Origin of the sequence: Pseudomonas sp. GL-B-12, assembly GCF_019955895.1 — a bacterium.
In the GTDB taxonomy this organism is placed as follows: Bacteria; Pseudomonadota; Gammaproteobacteria; order Pseudomonadales; family Pseudomonadaceae; genus Aquipseudomonas.
Window position 1 is genome coordinate 104461 of record NZ_JAHBCX010000005.1, and the last position, 16849, is coordinate 121309.

Annotated in this window: 15 protein-coding genes and 2 pseudogenes; 8 read left to right on the forward strand and 9 right to left on the reverse strand. The window is 57.0% G+C overall.

Annotated features, from left to right (window positions below):
* Positions 1-22 precede the first annotated feature (22 nt).
* Entirely contained in the window at positions 23-766 is a 744-nt protein-coding gene (fnr, locus tag KGA85_RS03205) for a fumarate/nitrate reduction transcriptional regulator Fnr (protein ID WP_223455523.1), read from the forward strand.
* Between the two features lie 88 nt (positions 767-854).
* On the opposite strand, the gene KGA85_RS03210 is transcribed toward fnr, so the two are convergent.
* From KGA85_RS03210 to KGA85_RS31345, 4 genes and pseudogenes are all read right to left on the reverse strand, one after another.
* A complete protein-coding gene (locus KGA85_RS03210; protein WP_223455522.1) occupies positions 855-1763 on the reverse strand; it encodes a universal stress protein in 909 nt (302 codons plus the stop codon).
* Positions 1764-2041: 278 nt separating this feature from the next.
* The gene (locus KGA85_RS03215) at positions 2042-2965 is read right to left on the reverse strand and encodes a universal stress protein (RefSeq protein WP_223455521.1); all 924 of its coding nucleotides are present in this window, start codon (positions 2963-2965) and stop codon (positions 2042-2044) included.
* Positions 2966-2989: 24 nt separating this feature from the next.
* The gene (locus tag KGA85_RS03220) at positions 2990-3214 is read right to left on the reverse strand and encodes a hypothetical protein (protein WP_223455520.1); all 225 of its coding nucleotides are present in this window, start codon (positions 3212-3214) and stop codon (positions 2990-2992) included.
* 40 nt (positions 3215-3254) lie between these two features.
* A pseudogene (locus KGA85_RS31345) lies at positions 3255-3362 on the reverse strand (hypothetical protein); the annotation flags it as partial.
* Positions 3363-3663: 301 nt separating this feature from the next.
* Here KGA85_RS31345 and KGA85_RS03225 point away from each other — a divergent pair.
* Positions 3664-4584, forward strand: a complete 921-nt coding sequence (locus KGA85_RS03225) for a universal stress protein (RefSeq protein ID WP_223455519.1) — start codon at positions 3664-3666, stop codon at positions 4582-4584.
* Positions 4585-4651: 67 nt separating this feature from the next.
* On the opposite strand, the pseudogene KGA85_RS31350 reads toward KGA85_RS03225, so the two are convergent.
* Positions 4652-5000: pseudogene (locus KGA85_RS31350) on the reverse strand (hypothetical protein); the annotation flags it as partial.
* A 407-nt stretch (positions 5001-5407) separates the two neighbouring features.
* Between KGA85_RS31350 and KGA85_RS03230 the strand changes: the two are divergent.
* The 4 genes from KGA85_RS03230 (at position 5408) to KGA85_RS03245 (ending at position 7855) form a co-directional block, all read left to right on the forward strand.
* Positions 5408-5806 carry a hypothetical protein gene (locus tag KGA85_RS03230; RefSeq protein WP_223455518.1) on the forward strand — a complete coding sequence of 133 codons (399 nt, stop codon included), beginning with the start codon at positions 5408-5410 and terminating at the stop codon, positions 5804-5806.
* Between the two features lie 550 nt (positions 5807-6356).
* The gene (locus KGA85_RS03235) at positions 6357-6635 is read left to right on the forward strand and encodes a DUF2790 domain-containing protein (protein ID WP_008001371.1); all 279 of its coding nucleotides are present in this window, start codon (positions 6357-6359) and stop codon (positions 6633-6635) included.
* Positions 6636-6913: 278 nt separating this feature from the next.
* Positions 6914-7567 carry a hypothetical protein gene (locus KGA85_RS03240; protein WP_223455517.1) on the forward strand — a complete coding sequence of 218 codons (654 nt, stop codon included), beginning with the start codon at positions 6914-6916 and terminating at the stop codon, positions 7565-7567.
* Between the two features lie 81 nt (positions 7568-7648).
* Complete coding sequence (locus KGA85_RS03245; RefSeq protein ID WP_223455516.1) at positions 7649-7855, forward strand: co-regulatory protein PtrA N-terminal domain-containing protein; 207 nt, start codon at positions 7649-7651, stop codon at positions 7853-7855.
* A gap of 348 nt (positions 7856-8203) precedes the next feature.
* Here the strand turns inward: KGA85_RS03245 and KGA85_RS03250 are convergent, their stop codons facing one another.
* From KGA85_RS03250 to KGA85_RS03265, 4 genes are all read right to left on the reverse strand, one after another.
* Positions 8204-8503: a hypothetical protein gene (locus KGA85_RS03250; RefSeq protein WP_317848721.1), complete on the reverse strand. Its 300-nt coding sequence runs from the start codon at positions 8501-8503 to the stop codon at positions 8204-8206.
* A 142-nt stretch (positions 8504-8645) separates the two neighbouring features.
* On the reverse strand, positions 8646-8993 hold the full coding sequence (locus KGA85_RS03255) for a hypothetical protein (protein WP_223455514.1): 348 nt from the start codon (positions 8991-8993) through the stop codon (positions 8646-8648).
* Positions 8960-9295: a response regulator gene (locus KGA85_RS03260; protein ID WP_223455567.1), complete on the reverse strand. Its 336-nt coding sequence runs from the start codon at positions 9293-9295 to the stop codon at positions 8960-8962. Before KGA85_RS03260 ends, KGA85_RS03255 begins: the two co-directional genes overlap by 34 nt.
* A 445-nt stretch (positions 9296-9740) precedes the next feature.
* Positions 9741-10382 (reverse strand): response regulator transcription factor, encoded by a 642-nt coding sequence (locus tag KGA85_RS03265; protein ID WP_263289091.1) that lies wholly within the window; start codon positions 10380-10382, stop codon positions 9741-9743.
* A 298-nt stretch (positions 10383-10680) separates the two neighbouring features.
* On the opposite strand from KGA85_RS03265, the gene KGA85_RS03270 reads away from it, so the two are divergent.
* On the forward strand, positions 10681-15543 hold the full coding sequence (locus KGA85_RS03270) for a HAMP domain-containing protein (RefSeq protein ID WP_223542907.1): 4863 nt from the start codon (positions 10681-10683) through the stop codon (positions 15541-15543).
* 117 nt (positions 15544-15660) lie between these two features.
* Positions 15661-16794 carry a response regulator gene (locus tag KGA85_RS03275; RefSeq protein WP_223542908.1) on the forward strand — a complete coding sequence of 378 codons (1134 nt, stop codon included), beginning with the start codon at positions 15661-15663 and terminating at the stop codon, positions 16792-16794.
* Positions 16795-16849: the final 55 nt, after the last annotated feature.

Consider the following 16849-nt stretch of genomic DNA (forward strand, 5'->3'; position numbering starts at 1 on the left):
TCCATACGGGGGCATTTAGATCATGTCTGAAGCCAGGCCGTTTCAAAGTCAAAACCTCAAGTCTGCATGTTCCAACTGCAGCGTGTTGGAGTTGTGCCTGCCGCTTGGCCTGACCGGTCTGGAAATCAAACGTCTGGACACACTGATCGTTCAACGATTGAAGGTCAAAAAAGGCGCAGCACTCTACCGCACAGGCGATCCGTTGCGTTCGCTTTATGCCGTGCGAATCGGTTCGTTCAAGACCAGCGTGCTTTCGGTCGATGGTCGCGAGCAAGTCACGGGGTTCCAGATCCCCGGTGAAATACTTGGTCTAGATGCCATCAGTACCGACCTGCATGCTTGTAATGCGGTTGCGTTGGAGGATAGCGAGGTCTGCCCCGTCCACTTTGCTCACCTGGAAAAACTTGCCCGAGAACTGCCGTCATTGCAGCACAACCTGAACAAAATCCTCAGCCGGGAAATCGTTCGCGATCACGACATGCTGATGATGCTGGGTAACATGAACTCGGATGAACGCCTGGCCGCTTTTCTTTTGAATTTGTCGCAGCGTTTGAATACGCGCGGTTACTCGTCCAGCAGTTTTGTGCTGAAAATGCGTCGGGAGGAAATCGGCTCTTACCTGGGCCTGCGCCTTGAAACCATCTGTCGGGGCATAGCGCACCTGCGTGACCAGGGACTGGTGGAAATAAACGGCCGCGACGTCCACATCCAGAACATGGACGGGCTCAAGAAACTGATCGTGGGCTGCCATCGTCACCTCCGCTGACACCTGCTGCCTGGAGAATTTTCATGCGTGCCATGGTTCTGGCTGGCGCTGTTGCGCACAGGTCAGTTCAACGGCGCGATAGCGCTCATTACCTGACACGCGACCTGACCACCAGAATGCTGCCCGGCACAGAGTACAGTGCTCGCTCTGTGTTGCTACCGATCAACCGGTCGAGCCCCACCCGATGCGCAGTGCCCATCACCACGACGTCGGCCAGGTATTGCTCGACAAACTCACTGATCGCCGGCACCGGCAGTCCCATGACGAAATGCCGTCGCTCCGGTGGCACCCCGTAGCGCTCTGCCAATGTAACAAACGCCTGGTGCAAGGATTGACGTAGCTCTTCGCTGAGATCCACGCCCCAACCGCCCCCGGCCAGTGGCGCGTCGCTGTTGAAAGCGGGCGATAAATCATAGGCGAATAGCAGGTGTAACGGAGCATCGCATTGCAGGGCCATAGCGTTGGCGGTCTGAATGATGGTGTCGTTCAAACCGCTGATTTGTGTCGACGGATCGAACGGGTCCACTGCCGCGACGATTCGGTGCGGCAAGCTGTAACGGACGTGATTGACCAGATGCACGGGGATTGGGCATTCACGCAACAAATGACAATCAAGCGGGGTGATGAACACTCGCTTGAGCACGGGCTCAAGGGTTACATCCTTGATCAACAGGTCGGGCTTGAGGTCCTCGACCGTCTTCAAAATATCCAGCAGCGGATGGGTGGTGAAGACGGCTTTGACCGTCACATCCAGCCCCAGATCGCTGAGTCGATCGAGTTCTTCAGCCTCCCAGCGGCGGTAGCGACGCAGATAGCGCTGATGCTCTGCGTCGTCGACTTTTTCTTGCCATAAATGAACCACCGGCGCCGGTTCGACAAAGACCCGCACATCCAGTACGGCCCCGGCTGCCTTGGCCAATGCGACGGCACGCAACTGGGCGGGAGACTGATGCAGGGTTTGGTCAGCGATCAGCAGAAAACGTTGATATTGACCCATCACACACCTCCGTTCGACTCCGGTCATACAGTGCCGGCATGGTTTCAAGACTGCGCTTTATCACCTCGTGCGGTTTGATTTACATCAAGCACACGCAAACCAGTGCCGCCGGCACAGCTGTCTGATCCAGATCAGATTCAAGCATCGACAGCGGTGTGGAAAAGGATTCAAACGCGGTTCTTTTGCTGCGCGCCAACCTTTCAAGCCCATCGTCTTTACCTGTAGAAAATCGCCCCGCGATGTTCCGGCCAACGGCTCATCACGGGGCGACCAAGCCCTCAGGATTGCAGCATTCTTCCCGGCTTGATCGCCAGCACACTGCACGGCGCCCGATGCAGGAGTTGCTCGGCCGTGGTTCCGAGTAATTTACTCAAGCCCTTGTGCTGCACCGTGCCCATGACAATGACATCGCTGCGGTACTCATAGACAAATCCACAAATACTCGGCACGGGTGCCCCCGCCACGAAGTGCCGACGCTCCGGTGGCACGCCGTGGCGTTCAGCGATGGCCGCAAATGCCTCATGCTGAGCCGCTCCCAACATTTCATGGATCCCGCTGGCCAGTGGCAATGCGGCAAAGCCCATGTCCTGGACGTATACAGCCGTCCAGTCATACACATGCAGCAACTCAAGACTGGCATCACAGACCGCAGCCAGCTTCACCGCGGCGTCGATAATCTGGTCGTTGAACACAGAGCCCTGATCTTCATCGCGCAACACGTCAATGATGGCCAGTACATTGCGTGGCCGGGCATTCAGCGCAGTAGTCACCAGATGCACCGGCGCTGGGCAATCGCGCAGCAGCTGCCAATCCAGCGGTGTGAAAAACACGCGCTTGAACGCCGATTCTTCCTGGGCGTCCTTGATGATCAGCGTCAGCGGCATCTCATGGATGGAGTTCAGGATCTCTTCGTAAGGATGCTGTACCCACACCACTTCGCTGGTGACCTTGACGCCCTGCTTGCTGATCCATCCCGCCTGATCCGCGAGCCATTGGCGATGGATTTGCAGATAGCCGTCCCGGGCCAGGCTGAATTGTTCCGGGGCGAACAGCCCGGCCACCGCCAGGGCCTGTGAATAGTCGAACGCCACAAGGTGCAATGGCAATTGCATCGCGAGCGCAAGCGCGACGGCCCGGTCGAATGCCGGTGTCCGAGTCATGGCTGAAGGCGCGATCAAGAGTAAACGCTGAGATTGCGACATGGGGCACCTCGGCACAGGGTCATGTCAATCCTGGAGTAGAACCACAGAAGGCGTTTGACGCTCAGGTATCCGTCTTGTGTCGTCTACCGGGCCAGCGCCACTTGGCCAGACATGTGGCGCCTCGATACGTGCCTTGAGCTGGCCAACAAACGCCTGTGCTTCTCCCAGACTGTTGAAGTTCACTTCCAAGGCGTCCATGTACACGACCCAGCAATGGCTTACCGGCTTCTGCGTGATATCAATGATCATTGAAACCTCCGTACTACTTAGAGAATCAGCGCGCACAGCGTCACGGCGTAATCGCAACCCTCATCACACCGTCTCGTTGGTGAGCAAACAATTCATAGGCCGCTTCAATATCATCGAGTTTGAAACGGTGGGTCACCAGCGGCGACAGGCCCCAGCCGCGCTCATGGTTGCCATGGTAATCCCTCCTTTTCGTACGTAAGCCAAAGCCCAGCACGAACCCAAAGACTGCGCCGGGGAGCCGGACGAAAGATTGATAATGGTCAACAATTTCTTCACTGGACGACGCCCGGATAACCGCGCGTCGGCCAAGATCATTCTTCCCCCCTCCATTTGACAAAGATCAAACCCGGAGCTCCGAACGGCGGCAGGCTAAGTGAAAGGCTTCACTGCCCAATAACGCCGAAGCCATTGGGGCTAGCGATTGCGCGATTACCTTGCGGAGATTTGTCATGTCTGATCAATCACGTTTCATGCTGGTCGTCTCGCCATTGATGGAAAACAGCCCCGCCTTCGACCGGGCCGCCGCGTTGGCCAAGGCTACGGGTGCCGCCCTGCACATCGTGGCGTTCGATTATCTTGAAGGACTGGCGACTGCCGCAATGGTCAACGAACAAGCGCTGGAGCAGATGCGGCTGGGTTATGTCGAGCGCCATCGCCAGTGGCTCGAAGACCAGGCCCGCCCCTTGCGCAAGATCGGTGTGCACGTCACCACTGAAGTCGTCTGGGTCGAAAGGCCCTTGCAGGAAATCCTCATTCATCTCAAAGAACAGCCGATGTCCGTATTGATCAAGGCGCTGGAACACGAATCGCTGCTGTCACGCCTGATGTTTACGCCCTTGGATATCCATCTACTGCGCGAATGCCCGGTACCCCTGCATTTTGTCAGTCATTTGCACAACGTTTTGCCGCGCAAGATCGTCGCCGCAGTTGACTCTTTTCATTGTGATGACCAATACGAAGGCTTCAACGACAGAATTCTGCGCGAGGCCTCCAAACTGGCGAGTATCTGTAACGCAGAACTGGACGTGATCTACGCCCATGACCTTTCCAGCATCAGTGCGGACGAATTCGGTTTCAGTAATGGCTCGGCGTTTTTCTCATCGGGAAAAGCCAAGACCCTGTTCGACGCGCAGGCTGATGCGTTTCAAAACCTTTCTGAGCGCAACGGTATCCCGCCGGAACACCAGCATATGATCATGGGCAATCCGGCCAAGGTGCTTTCCAGCTACGCGGGTGCCAATGACACCGATGTGATTGTCATGGGACGCGTTGGTCACCGCGCAATGGAGCGGTTGGTTGGCAGTACCGTGGAACATCTGCTGTACAAGTTGCCCTGCAGCGTATGGGTGGTTTCCCCAGAAGAAATCTGAACGATACAGGTGTGGCTCAGCTCGATTCAGACGGGGGTTGTTCAGCAGGGGCCATCTCTGCTTCTTAGCGCCTTTGGGCCTCCTCATCCTGCCCCCTCTGTTCTACGACCAGGTCCTTCCTCTTTGGCTTTGGGTGGGGAACTCGAAGCCTGGGCCTGCTGCGCCGCTTGGATCAATTCGAAGTTGCGGTTGCGTAACTCGACGTTGTTACCAATCCGAATATTAGAGCGTGCCGCCAAGGTTTCAGCTTGCTGGTACTGCCCCTGTTGAAGTCGCAATACTCCGAGGTAATGCAGCGTCGCGGGATTGTTCGGCTGAATATGCAGGGGCGCTCTTCGCTCCGCAGCAATAGAGCAAAGCGACGCGAAGGCGCAAAAAGCGAGGAGCAGAGCCGACAGAAAACTCTTGGTTGGCATCAGGGGGCGGACTCGGCTGATCTCGGACGGCACAGCCCTGAAACAGGCCGCCAGCGCTGCTCGGCATCTGCGATACAGGGCCCCTCTTGACCTGACCAGTACCCTGAAGGTCCCGCTGTAAAGGCCGGCGCAACCAGTATCACTTTTTTACCACCCCCAACATCCAAGCGTGATCCGTATCTGCACTTCACGTTGGGGCAAAAAGGACCGAAGCGGACATCGAGATAGCAGTCCTCAAAGGGGCCGAACACTGAGGCCGTTGGTTATTTAAACAGCGGCTACCTAGAACTTTTCCCTATTTATCGGTCTATGTGGATAGGCACATCCGCTCGATAAGCGCGAACCCGCAGGCTTCCCGCAGCCAGATGGCCACACGTCCAATTGTCAATCAGAGGTTGTCTTCACTCATGAAATTCCATGACCCACGGATGGTGCTCTTCGGCCTGTTCGCGTTCGCGGCAGTGGGCTCGGCATCAGCAACACAGATGAAGACCTCAACCCCTGTTTTCGCACCTGAAGTCGCAGCAGTTCAGGTTCCGGTCCAGGCTGCCGGCAACCCTTGGCCGACCTTGGCCAGTATGGCCGGCAAGCAGCCAGGGTCGTTGCTTGCACATGACGACCGATACTGGCATGACGGCCGCTGGCACGATCGTAGAGACGATTGGCGCCGAGACGACTGGCGTAGAGATAACTGGCGCAGAGAGCAAGCCCGCCGAGAAGCCGAACGCCATCGTGATTGGGAGCGCCACCAGGATCGGGCCATGCGGTACCGCTACGAGGACGATCGCCGCTACTATCGTCGCTAGTGCGACACTTAGGGATCAATCCGCTTGCAACACGGGCGATGCACCGCCAACCTGCGAAACCGGGACACAAACCGGCTCAAAATAGCAGTGCTCGCCCACCAGGTTTTAGAAATCAGGCTGAGAACGTCGACGAGACACGAGTCGGGTACTTGCTCAGCGCTTCCCAAGTGAAGTCTGACCGTCCGCAATGGGTCGGTGGCTACCTTTCGCGACAGTCAACAATCGACCAATACCCGATATTTCTCCCCTGGCTCGATAGCAGGCGTTCGCAATCGCTCGGACTCAGCCGACTGAATTGAAAGCACTGATTCACCGTGCGCGAAAATCCGTCATGACATGTTATGACCTCCTTCAGAAACGGACTTTGCCCAACAAATACGGGGGTTAAAGGACGAACGGTCGAAAGGCGTCAAGCGCGGGGAATTGCCGGGAGTTTGCAGCCACTACAGGCTTTTCAGGCGGGCACGTTCGTCGCGGTGAAGTGAACTTCACTGTCACCTCGTGTCACATTAGGTCCTTGTCAAGTGAACTTAAGAAGAGGTACAGCCTTATGAGCATGGCCACAATTGTCAGTGCGGTGATTTCCAGTCTCGCACCCAGTGTCTTCGACCAGAACAGCCTGCAAGAACCCGGCGCGCATGTCTCAGCCGTCGAATACCACTACGGTATGGAAATCGATGTGAAGCGGGTACTGCAGCGCACCGATACATCCGACAAGACCGGCGTGGTACCGGTGACCCTGGTCTACGAAGACAGCGAGGGCGAGGTTCACAAGATCCGTTTCCTCGAATGGGGTGGAAGCCCCGCCGACCCCACCAGCATTGCCTGATCAACTAGTCGATCGGGTTCCGGGCCTCGCCGCCCTCCCTAGAAGCGGAAGTTAAACCTCATATGCACTCAGTGCGGATGATGTTTTTTGTTACCTGAAAATGGACATGATCGAATGACTAAAAGTTCATTCGCGAAATTCACTATTATCTTGATGGCGTAATGTCGCAAGATTAACTGATAACAATGGCTGGATCTAAATGGTAGTCAGCAACGGTAAATTTCAATCAAACCGTGCTGAGAGCCAAGTTGATTCACTATTGAAACCAAGAGGTCACCATGGAACTTAGTATGTTTTCTTCGTCCACCGTGGAATATGTGCGTTTGGGCGTTGTATATTTTCATCTTATCGCCTGCTGCGTTGCAATCGGGCTGGTTTTGACCAGTGACATTGCAATGGTCAAGCAACTCCTGAAGGGGGATGCGTCAGGTCACCAAGATGACGCGCACATGGAAAGCCTTCAAAAAACCGTATCGCTTGCACTTGTAGCTCTCTGGGTTACGGGCATTGGTATTATCGGGATCGATTATGCCGGCAAGGGGATGGAGTATTTCCTCAACCCCAAACTGCAAGCCAAGATCGGCATCGTTGTGCTGTTGACCTTTAACGGCTTCCTGTTGCATAGCGCTGTATTGCCGGCGCTGAAAAAAGCCGGTTCGTTACTGAAACTCTCCTTCAGCCTGCGCATGCTGGCGCTGTTCTCGGGCGCCCTCTCTGGCGTGTCGTGGTTCTATGCCGCCATGCTCGGTGTTGGTCGTCCGCTAGCCTGGAAGTACTCGCTGGTGGAGTTGCTGGCAGCCTATCCGGTTCTCATCGTTGGTGGGTTCGCGATGATGGTACTGCTCACTGCCTGGGCAAAAAACAAAGACACCGAAGCGCGTATGGAGCAAGGCACCAGGACACCAGGCAACGCCGCCCTGGCTGGCTGGTGAATCCAGGTTGAACAAGGAAGTTCTGCTCTAGCAAATGAATCCCGCTTTAACTGTTAACAAATTTCAATTGAGGATACCCAAATGAAATCCATGAAAGTTCTCTTCGTAGTCGCCACTCTGACCGCTTCTTCTCTGGCGATGGCCACAGGTGGTGGTGACCGGACCTTCGCACGCATGGAGTCGGCCCGGACAGTCTCGATGAAAGCCTTCCAGGTTGCACAGAAACAGAAGGCTGAAGCCGCTGTCGCTGAAAGCAAAGCCAAAGCGACCGATCACGCCAACAGCTGATCTGCGTAGCCTGTCCCCCGGCTGACAGAAGTGTTCAGCCTCAAGCCTCGCTGGCAGCACCCAAGGTGCTGCCAGCGCCGGTTTAACCAAGATCCCGCCTACACCAAATCCAGTTTGTTGAATCCGTCTCGACAGCACGGGCATTATGCTCCGTCGCCTCAGATCCTTTCGCTCATCCCAATCAATATTGCCGCCCGCCTGGAACTCGTCCGCTAACCTCGGATGAAGCCGCTGCCAGCGAGGCTGCGGCTGTTCAAGTGCTGAGTTGAGCGCCTGACCGGCGGAGTTTCCCTGCCGGCCGAGGATAGTGAAATATCAATTACCCGCAGTCGTCATGGAGATAGGCATCTATCGCTTCCCCTTCATGCAGACTACGGAAAGATAAGCACCCCAAAGAACACCACACAGGGCAAGTATTAGCTCCGGATTGAAAATGCCCTGATCGACCGGCGCCACCAGGATTTCGCTATAAAGGCACATGGCGCCCGCGATCAACGCAATAAAGTAGCCGGTCCGGGTTCTAGTCCGGCGCAGCAACAGAACCTTTTTCAGACCCTCGTCTTTCCATTCTTGAAGGGGCATGAGTTGGATCTCCTCCAGCAACACCACACCCCACAGCAACGCACACAACCAATAACCTATCATTATGATGTCCTCCAGTTAGAACATTGGTTCAACATGAATGCAGCGCGCACTCCGCGCTCAACTTACGAATATCGATTCCGGAGTCTTTTCTGACTCGTGCAATTTGCTCTTATGCATATCCATATCCTGAAGCAGGCGAGCAGGTTCAAGCGGCTGCCATGGACGGGGAGTCCGAGCGGAGCACGCCCGGTCTCGTTGCCAGTGGTCGCATCCCGCTGGACCAGGTCGGCGGCGGCGAAGTCATACTCCCAGTGGTGTCCCATGCGCGTTTGCACAGATGGAACAGAACCATCAAGGTTGAGGCCAGCACGATTTCTGTCGCAAGCAGCTGATTCGAGTCCAACTCCACGCGTGGCCACCATACATAGAGGATGAACCGTGCGGCATCCGGCGTGGCAAACGTTATGGCCACTGCCAGCAAAGTGATGACGCCATGTGACATGACGTGCCGCAGCACGGCTAGAAAGTCGTGTTCTTTGCTGATTGGTTCCATGGGGTACTGCTCCCATTTGGGAATGATTGCCAGCAGGAAAAATCTTCTGGTAACAGGGACTTGGCTAAACGCTCCAACATGCGTCGCATGATGGCAAGTTCATGATTCTTGTCGTAGAAGGCGTAGGCTCCCGCTTTTGTGAAGTACTTCCAATGTGTCGGATCGGCACAATCGCTGACCACTATGACTTTTGTCAGCGGATACTCGGCTGCGACCACACGCAATACTTCCATGCCATTACCGTCGCCAAGGTTGACGTCCAGCAAGACGACATCGGGTGGTTCACGCCGGATGGCGGCGATGGCAGTCGATGCGCGGTGAACGCCCCGGCAAGTGACAGGCCCGCGATCTGCGGCGACACCGTGCGTCGCAGCGCTGGCACGACGTTCGAATCCTCAACGACAAACAGGCGCAAAGGGCCTGAATCTCTGGCTGGCATCAATGCAGTCAATGGTTCTGTGTTGGTGACCTGCATGATTTCACCTCGCTTTTTTGACATGGCGGTACAAGACGTTGACTAAGACAACTCCATTGAGCGGACGAAAATTTTCCGAGAGGTAAATATGCTTGATTGGAACGAACCCCACTATCGACGTTAGCAGGACTTCTTTGTGGCGATATCGGCCAAGAGCTTGTAGTGATTCCACTACAAGCAGGCTGGATCGGGCGAAGCTGCGCATGTGCCGCAGAGAGTGGAGGATGCCAAGAACGATCGAGTGACTCGGCTGCGTCGGATGGCAGGGTGTTCTAAGTTAACAAGCCGTTTTCGAGTGCATAGCGGGCCAGTTTCGCGTTGCTGTCCATCCCTGTTTTTTCCAGGATACGTGCCCGGTACGTCGTGACGGTACTCGGGCTCAAGTGCAATATCTCAGCGATGCGGACAATTCTCTCGCCTGAAGCAAGGAGCTTTAGTACTTCAAGCTCCCGGTCGGATAGCGCTTCGTGGGGTGCCCCGTCGCCTCTGCCGATAGCGTTGACCAGTTTTTCTGCCAGCTCAGGACTGACGTGCTTGCCGCCTGAGGCCACCTTGCGAACTGCCGTAACCAGGGTGGTTGCGGAAATATCTTTGGTGAGGTATCCCGCTGCGCCGTGCTTGATTGCGCGTAACGCATAGGCCTCGACCGAATGCATACTCAACATCAGAACGGCGAGTTTGGGCTTCTCTGCACGCATGAGCTTGAGGAGTTGGAGGCCGGTCTTGTCAGGCAGCTGAATATCTACCAGCGCTACGTCGAAATCCTGCTCCCGGACCAGGAGCATTGCCTCTTGTGCCGTCTCTGCTTCGCCCGTAACGTCGATCTCGCCGGCAGTCTCCAGCATGCGTCGCACGCCGCTACGCACGATGCTGTGATCATCCACCAGCAAGACTCTGATTTTGTGGTCAACCATCTGTATTTTCCATTCACCAGTGGCCAGCAAGCCATGGAATCTGCTGCAGCGTTTGACGTTAGCAGGCACAGAGCACACTTGCACTTTTTGCCTCAGCCGTTAGTGCTCACTACTTCGGACTGCGGGTGCAGTCGGTTGGAACGGCCTGTTCCCGACTAATTCCCCCAGAATCCGGGGCATTGCGCCAACCTTGCTAATATTTCGTAAGCCAACGCTCAGCTTTCAGCATGGTCAATACTGCAATGCCGGCTCCTGCATGACGCCTTGCGCGTGGCATCCATCTTGACTGGACATAGACATGGCCACAGTGACGACACCGATCGAAGATTTCGACATGAAGACGTTGCTGACAGCGCTGAAGGCGTTGCGCAATGGTGACTTCACCACGCGAATGCCGGAAGACTGGACCGGCATGCCGGGCAAGATCGCCGACACGCTCAACGAGATCATCGACATGGCGGCCGACACCGCTACCGAATTCGAACGCGTGGCGCGACTGATCGGCAAGCAGGGCAAGGTCGATGAGCGTATCCAATTGCCGATGATGAAAGGCTCATGGCAAAAGATCGTCAACTCGAGCAATGCGCTGACCAGCGACCTCATCAGCCCGATGAGCGAGATGATTCGCGTTATCGGTTCGGTTGCCGAGGGTAATCTGAGCCAGCAGGTACCACCGGTACTCGATGGCCTGAAACTGCGGGGCCAGTTCCTCAAATCCGCCAGGATCGTGAACACCATGGTGACGCGACTGGGCTCCTTCGCTTCCGAGGTGACCCGCGTGGCGCGCGAAGTCGGCACTGAAGGGATTCTCGGTGGGCAGGCCAATGTCAAAGGGGTGTCCGGCACCTGGAAAGACCTGACCGACTCCGTCAACGACATGGCCGCCAATCTGACCACCCAGATGCGCAACATCGCTTACGTGACAACCGCGGTGGCCAAAGGCGATCTGGGCAAGACGATTACCGTCGAAGTCAGGGGTGAGATTCTCGAGCTGAAAAACACCATCAACACGATGGTCGGCCAGCTCTCGAGCTTCGCAGCGGAAGTGACCCGCGTGGCGCTGGAAGTCGGTACCGAAGGCAAGTTGGGCGGTCAGGCGGAAGTGCGCGGCGTATCAGGCACCTGGCGCGACCTGACCGAATCGGTCAACGGCATGGCGGCCAACCTGACCACCCAGGTGCGCAACCTCGCACAGGTGACGACGGCGGTGGCGCGCGGCGACCTCGGCAAGAAAATCACCGTTGAAGCCAAGGGCGAGATTCTCGAACTGAAAAACACGATCAACACGATGGTCGACCAGCTCTCCAGCTTCGCCTCGGAGGTGACACGCGTCGCGCTGGAAGTCGGTACCGAAGGCAAACTGGGCGGACAGGCCGAAGTGACCGGCGTGTCCGGTACCTGGAAGGACTTGACCAATTCGGTCAACGGCATGGCGGCCAACCTGACCACCCAGGTGCGCAACATTGCCGACGTGACGACGGCGGTGGCCAACGGCGACCTGTCACGCAAGATCACAGCCGAAGCGAAAGGTGAAATTCTCCAACTCAAGGAAACCATCAACACAATGGTGGACCAGCTCTCGACCTTTGCCGACGAAGTGACGCGCATGGCTCGCGAAGTGGGGACTGACGGCAAGCTCGGTGGCCAGGCCAAGGTGACGGGCGTCGGTGGAACCTGGAAAGACTTGACCGACTCGGTCAACAGCATGGCCGCCAACTTGACCAATCAGGTCCGCAACATCGCCGACGTGACGACGGCGGTGGCCAAAGGCGACCTGGGGCGCAAGATTACCGTGGAAGCCAAGGGCGAAATCATGGAGTTGAAGAACACCATCAACACCATGGTGGACCAGCTCAATAGCTTTGCCGCCGAAGTGACGCGGGTGGCGCGCGAAGTCGGCACCGAAGGCAAGCTCGGGGGACAGGCACAGGTGCAAGGCGTGTCCGGCACCTGGAGGGATTTGACCGAAAACGTGAACTTCATGGCGGCCAACCTGACCAGCCAGGTGCGAGGCATCGCGAAAGTGGTGACCGCAGTCGCCAACGGCGACATGAAGAAGAAACTGACACTGGAAGCCAAGGGCGAGATCGCCGAACTGGCCGACACCATCAACGGTATGACCGATACGCTGGCGCTGTTCTCCGATCAGGTGACCTCGGTGGCGCGTGAAGTGGGGGTCGAGGGCAAGCTGGGGGGCCAGGCCAACGTGCCGGGTGCTGCCGGCACCTGGCGCGATCTGACCGACAACGTGAACGGTCTGGCGGCCAACCTGACCAATCAGGTGCGTGCAATTGCCGACGTGGCGACTGCCGTGACCAAGGGCGATCTGACCCGTTACGTGGAGGTGGAAGCAAAGGGTGAAGTGGCGGAATTGAAGGACAACGTCAACGAGATGATCCGCAACCTGCGGGAAACCACGCGGCAAAACGCGGAGCAGGATTGGCTCAAGAGCAATCTCGCGAAATTCAACCGTCTGCTGCAGGGCCAGCGCGATCTGGCGGCAGTCTCCAAGATGGTGCTGTCTGAACTGGCTCCGCTGATCAACGCCCAGCATGGTGTGTTCTACATGATGAACGAGAGCCCGCCCGATCCTGCGAAACTCAAACTACTGTCCGCTTATGCGTACAAGGGAAACATCAATGTGAACGATGAGTGGCGGCTCGGCGAGGGCCTGGTCGGGCAATGCGCCTACGAGAAGCGGCGCATCCTGCTGACCGATGTACCCGCCAATTACGTCGCGATTTCATCGGGACTGGGTGCGGCCGCCCCGCTGAATATCATCGTGTTGCCGATCCTGTTCGAGAACAAGGTCAAGGCCGTCGTCGAAATGGCTTCGTTCACGCGCTACAGCATCATTCATCAAACCTTCCTTGATCAGCTTGCTGAATCGATTGGTATCGTGCTCAACACGATCGAAGCCAATATGCGTACCGAAGAACTGCTCAAGCAGTCGCAATCGCTGGCGCAGGAGCTGCAAAAGCAACAAGAAGAATTGAGACAGACCAACGAGGAACTGGGGGACAAGGCTGGACTGCTGGCGGAGCAGAAAGCCGAAGTCGAGCGCAAGAACCGCGAAGTCGAAATCACCAAGCTGTCGCTGGAGGAGAAGGCGGAGCAGCTGATGCTGACCTCGAAGTACAAGTCCGAATTCCTCTCCAGCATGTCCCATGAGCTCAGAACGCCATTGAACAGCTTGCTGATCCTGGCCCGGCAGCTCAGCGACAACGCGGAGCACAATCTCACGCCCCGGCAGGTCGAATATGCCAAGACCATCCGTAGCGCGGGCAAAGACCTGCTGGAGCTGATCGACGAGATTCTCTATCTGTCCAAGATCGAGTCGGGTACGGTCACACTGGATCTGAATGAAGCGCTGTTCGCCGATCTGCACGACCAGATCGAACGCACCTTCCGGCCAGTCGCCGAAAGCCGGGGCCTCACCTTCACGATTGAACTGGCACCCGCCCTGCCCACCGTCATCTGGACCGACGAAAAGCGCCTGCTGCAAGTGGTCAAGAACCTGCTGTCCAACGCCTTCAAGTTCACTGAGCAAGGCAGCGTCAAGATCAGCATCGAACCCGCTGTGTCCGGGTGGAGCGTGGATAACAGCGAACTCAATCGTGCCGATACGGTGGTCGCCTTCGTGGTCACCGACACCGGCATTGGCGTGTCTGCCGGCAAGCAGAAGCTTATCTTCGAAGCGTTCCAGCAAGCAGATACCGGAACCTCACGAAAATACGGTGGCACCGGCCTCGGCCTGTCGATCAGCCGCGAGCTCGCACACCGGTTGGGCGGTGAGCTGCGGCTGATCCCCGGTGAGATCGGCAATGGCAGTACTTTCGCGCTGTACGTACCTTTGCGTACACCGGACGCCCAGCGTCAGACGCTAGACGAATCCGCGACAGAGGCAGTACCTGGTCAAGTCAAGCGCGACCTCATGTCAAGCCCGTCTGCACAGATACCGGACGACCGCGAGTCTGTCCAACCCGGGGACCAAGTGCTGTTGATGCTCGAGGGCGACGCCCGATTCGCCAGCATTCTGCTCGAGGCCGCGCACCAGAAGGGGTTCAGGGCTATCGTCACGACCCGTGGCGCGGATGCACTGGAGCTTGTCGAGCGCTTCAAACCCGCCGCGATCACCCTGGACCCGGGCCTGACGGACATCGATGGCTGGTCGCTGCTCGAGCAGTTGAAGCGCAATTTCGCCACGCGTCACATCCCGGTCCAGATCATCTCGACCGCTGACGACCACACACGCGGGCTGCGCTATGGTGCTTTCGACTATCTGCTCAAGCCGGTCACAGCCGACGAGATTCAAAATGCGCTGGTCGGCATCGTGGCATTCGCTCGGCGCAAGACCAGAAGCCTGCTGCTCGTCGACGGCAACGACGGGAGCCGCGCCCGCATCCTCGATCTACTCGGCAACACCGACCTGAAGATCGAAACGACCGCCAGCGACGTGGAAGCCTTGAAGAAACTGGCAAAGAAACGCTACGACTGCATGGCAATCAATCTCAAACTGCCCGACGCATCCGGCATCAGCTTTCTCGAGGCATTGCAGCAAGACCACGCTCTGCGTGAATTGCCGATCGTCGCCTATGGTGCAGCGACACTGACCAAGCCGGAACACGAACGTTTCAGGACACTGCTCGGCAAGGGCGTCATCAAGGCAGTTCAGTCCCCCGAGCGCATACTCGACGAAACCGCGCTGTTTCTACACCGCGTCGTCGCCAGGCTGCCGCAGACCCAGCGCAGGATGCTGGAAAAACTCTATGAGGGTTCGGACAGCCTCGAGGGTAAAAAGGCCCTGGTGGTCGACGATGACGTGCGCAATATTTTTGCCCTGACCAGCGTGCTTGAGTGCAACAAAATGCTGGTGGCCACGGCCGAAAACGGCCGAACCGCCATAGAACTGCTGCAGCAGCAGCCCGATACCGACATCGTGCTGATGGACATCATGATGCCCGAGATGGATGGCTTTGAAACCATGCGCCAGATCCGTACATTCAAGAGATTTGAAACCCTGCCCATGATTGCGCTGACGGCCAAGGCGATGATGGGTGACCGTGAAAAGTGCATCGAGGCAGGAGCATCGGACTATGTCAGCAAGCCGGTGGATACCGACCAGCTGCTGTCACTGATGCGCAAATGGCTCTATCGATGACGCTGTACCGCGCTGATTGCGCGACAGCAAAGGTGGCAATGTGCGCAAGGCCGGCTTGATATTACCGGTGTTGCCGTAACGCCAAGAGGCGCTAGCGCAAACAGAAGTGGCATAAACATGCAGCAGGAACCTCCGGTATTCAATGAGAGAGCCCAGGTGCGGCACCCGCTCCCGCCTGATGGCGTGCCAGCATCCGTGTTGCTGGTGGATGACAATCCCGCCAAGCTTACGGCGCTCGCTGCGGTGATTGCCGACATGGGCCTCGATATTGCCACGGCGACTTCCGGACGCGAGGCGCTGCGCCTGCTATTGCAGCGCGACTTCGCCGTCATTCTGCTCGACGTGAAAATGCCAGTGATGGACGGTTTTGAGACCGCTGCACTCATTCACGGCCGCCCGAAGTCGGCCCACACGCCCATTATCTTCGTCACAGCGGAGGCCGAAACGGATTCCGAGCGTTTCCGCGGTTATACGTCCGGCGCAGTGGATTACATCTTCTCGCCAATTGTGGCCGAGGTTCTTCGCGCCAAGATCCGGGTGTTTGTCGACCTGTTCTACCTGCAGCGCAAACTGACGATGCAGGCCGAGGAATTGCTGCAATCGAAGCTGCAGCTGCGTGAACTGGCCTCCTATCAGGAGCACATCAAGGAAGAAGAGCGAAAACGGATCGCGCGCGACATCCATGACGAGCTGGGACAGAGTCTGCTGGCGTTGCGAATTGATGTCTCCATGTTGCAGGCGCGCACCAGTACCATGCACCCCAAGCTCAACGAAAAGGTCAGCGATGCTCTGAATCACCTCGATACAGCCATCCGCAGTGTCCGCAGTATCATCAATGATCTTCGGCCACCCGTACTCGATCTGGGATTGCAGGCAGCGATCGAGTGGCAACTTGAAGAGTTCCGGCAGCGCAGCGCGATCGATTGCACGATGTCGGCGAAAGACGAAAATTTCCGTTGCGACCTGAATGAAAAATCCGCCACGACGCTGTTCCGCATAGTGCAGGAATCGCTGTCGAATATTGCCCGGCACGCGCAAGCGACACAGGTGCATATCGAACTCTCCAGGGAGGGTCGCCGGCTCTACCTGCGGATCAAAGACAATGGCGTAGGCATGACGGATCGCAAAAAATTGAACTCGTTCGGGTTGGTGGGAATGAAGGAACGCATCAGCATGCTAGGCGGGGAATTCACGATCGACAGCGCACCGGACAAAGGAACGAGATTAACGATATCGCTGCCACTCGACTGACCCGGATGGCACTGAAAGTCTATTGCCCGTGCCCATCGGGCGGGCCAACCAGACT

What these genes read in the sequence shown, in the direction of transcription:
- fnr (WP_223455523.1), top strand. Translation starts at nt 23, where the DNA reads ATGTCTGAAGCCAGGCCGTTTCAAAGTCAAAACCTCAAGTCTGCATGT.
- KGA85_RS03210 (WP_223455522.1), bottom strand. Translation starts at nt 1,763, where the DNA reads ATGGGTCAATATCAACGTTTTCTGCTGATCGCTGACCAAACCCTGCAT.
- KGA85_RS03215 (WP_223455521.1), bottom strand. Translation starts at nt 2,965, where the DNA reads ATGTCGCAATCTCAGCGTTTACTCTTGATCGCGCCTTCAGCCATGACT.
- KGA85_RS03220 (WP_223455520.1), bottom strand. Translation starts at nt 3,214, where the DNA reads ATGATCATTGATATCACGCAGAAGCCGGTAAGCCATTGCTGGGTCGTG.
- KGA85_RS03225 (WP_223455519.1), top strand. Translation starts at nt 3,664, where the DNA reads ATGTCTGATCAATCACGTTTCATGCTGGTCGTCTCGCCATTGATGGAA.
- KGA85_RS03230 (WP_223455518.1), top strand. Translation starts at nt 5,408, where the DNA reads ATGAAATTCCATGACCCACGGATGGTGCTCTTCGGCCTGTTCGCGTTC.
- KGA85_RS03235 (WP_008001371.1), top strand. Translation starts at nt 6,357, where the DNA reads ATGAGCATGGCCACAATTGTCAGTGCGGTGATTTCCAGTCTCGCACCC.
- KGA85_RS03240 (WP_223455517.1), top strand. Translation starts at nt 6,914, where the DNA reads ATGGAACTTAGTATGTTTTCTTCGTCCACCGTGGAATATGTGCGTTTG.
- KGA85_RS03245 (WP_223455516.1), top strand. Translation starts at nt 7,649, where the DNA reads ATGAAATCCATGAAAGTTCTCTTCGTAGTCGCCACTCTGACCGCTTCT.
- KGA85_RS03255 (WP_223455514.1), bottom strand. Translation starts at nt 8,993, where the DNA reads ATGGAACCAATCAGCAAAGAACACGACTTTCTAGCCGTGCTGCGGCAC.
- KGA85_RS03265 (WP_263289091.1), bottom strand. Translation starts at nt 10,382, where the DNA reads ATGGTTGACCACAAAATCAGAGTCTTGCTGGTGGATGATCACAGCATC.
- KGA85_RS03270 (WP_223542907.1), top strand. Translation starts at nt 10,681, where the DNA reads ATGGCCACAGTGACGACACCGATCGAAGATTTCGACATGAAGACGTTG.
- KGA85_RS03275 (WP_223542908.1), top strand. Translation starts at nt 15,661, where the DNA reads ATGCAGCAGGAACCTCCGGTATTCAATGAGAGAGCCCAGGTGCGGCAC.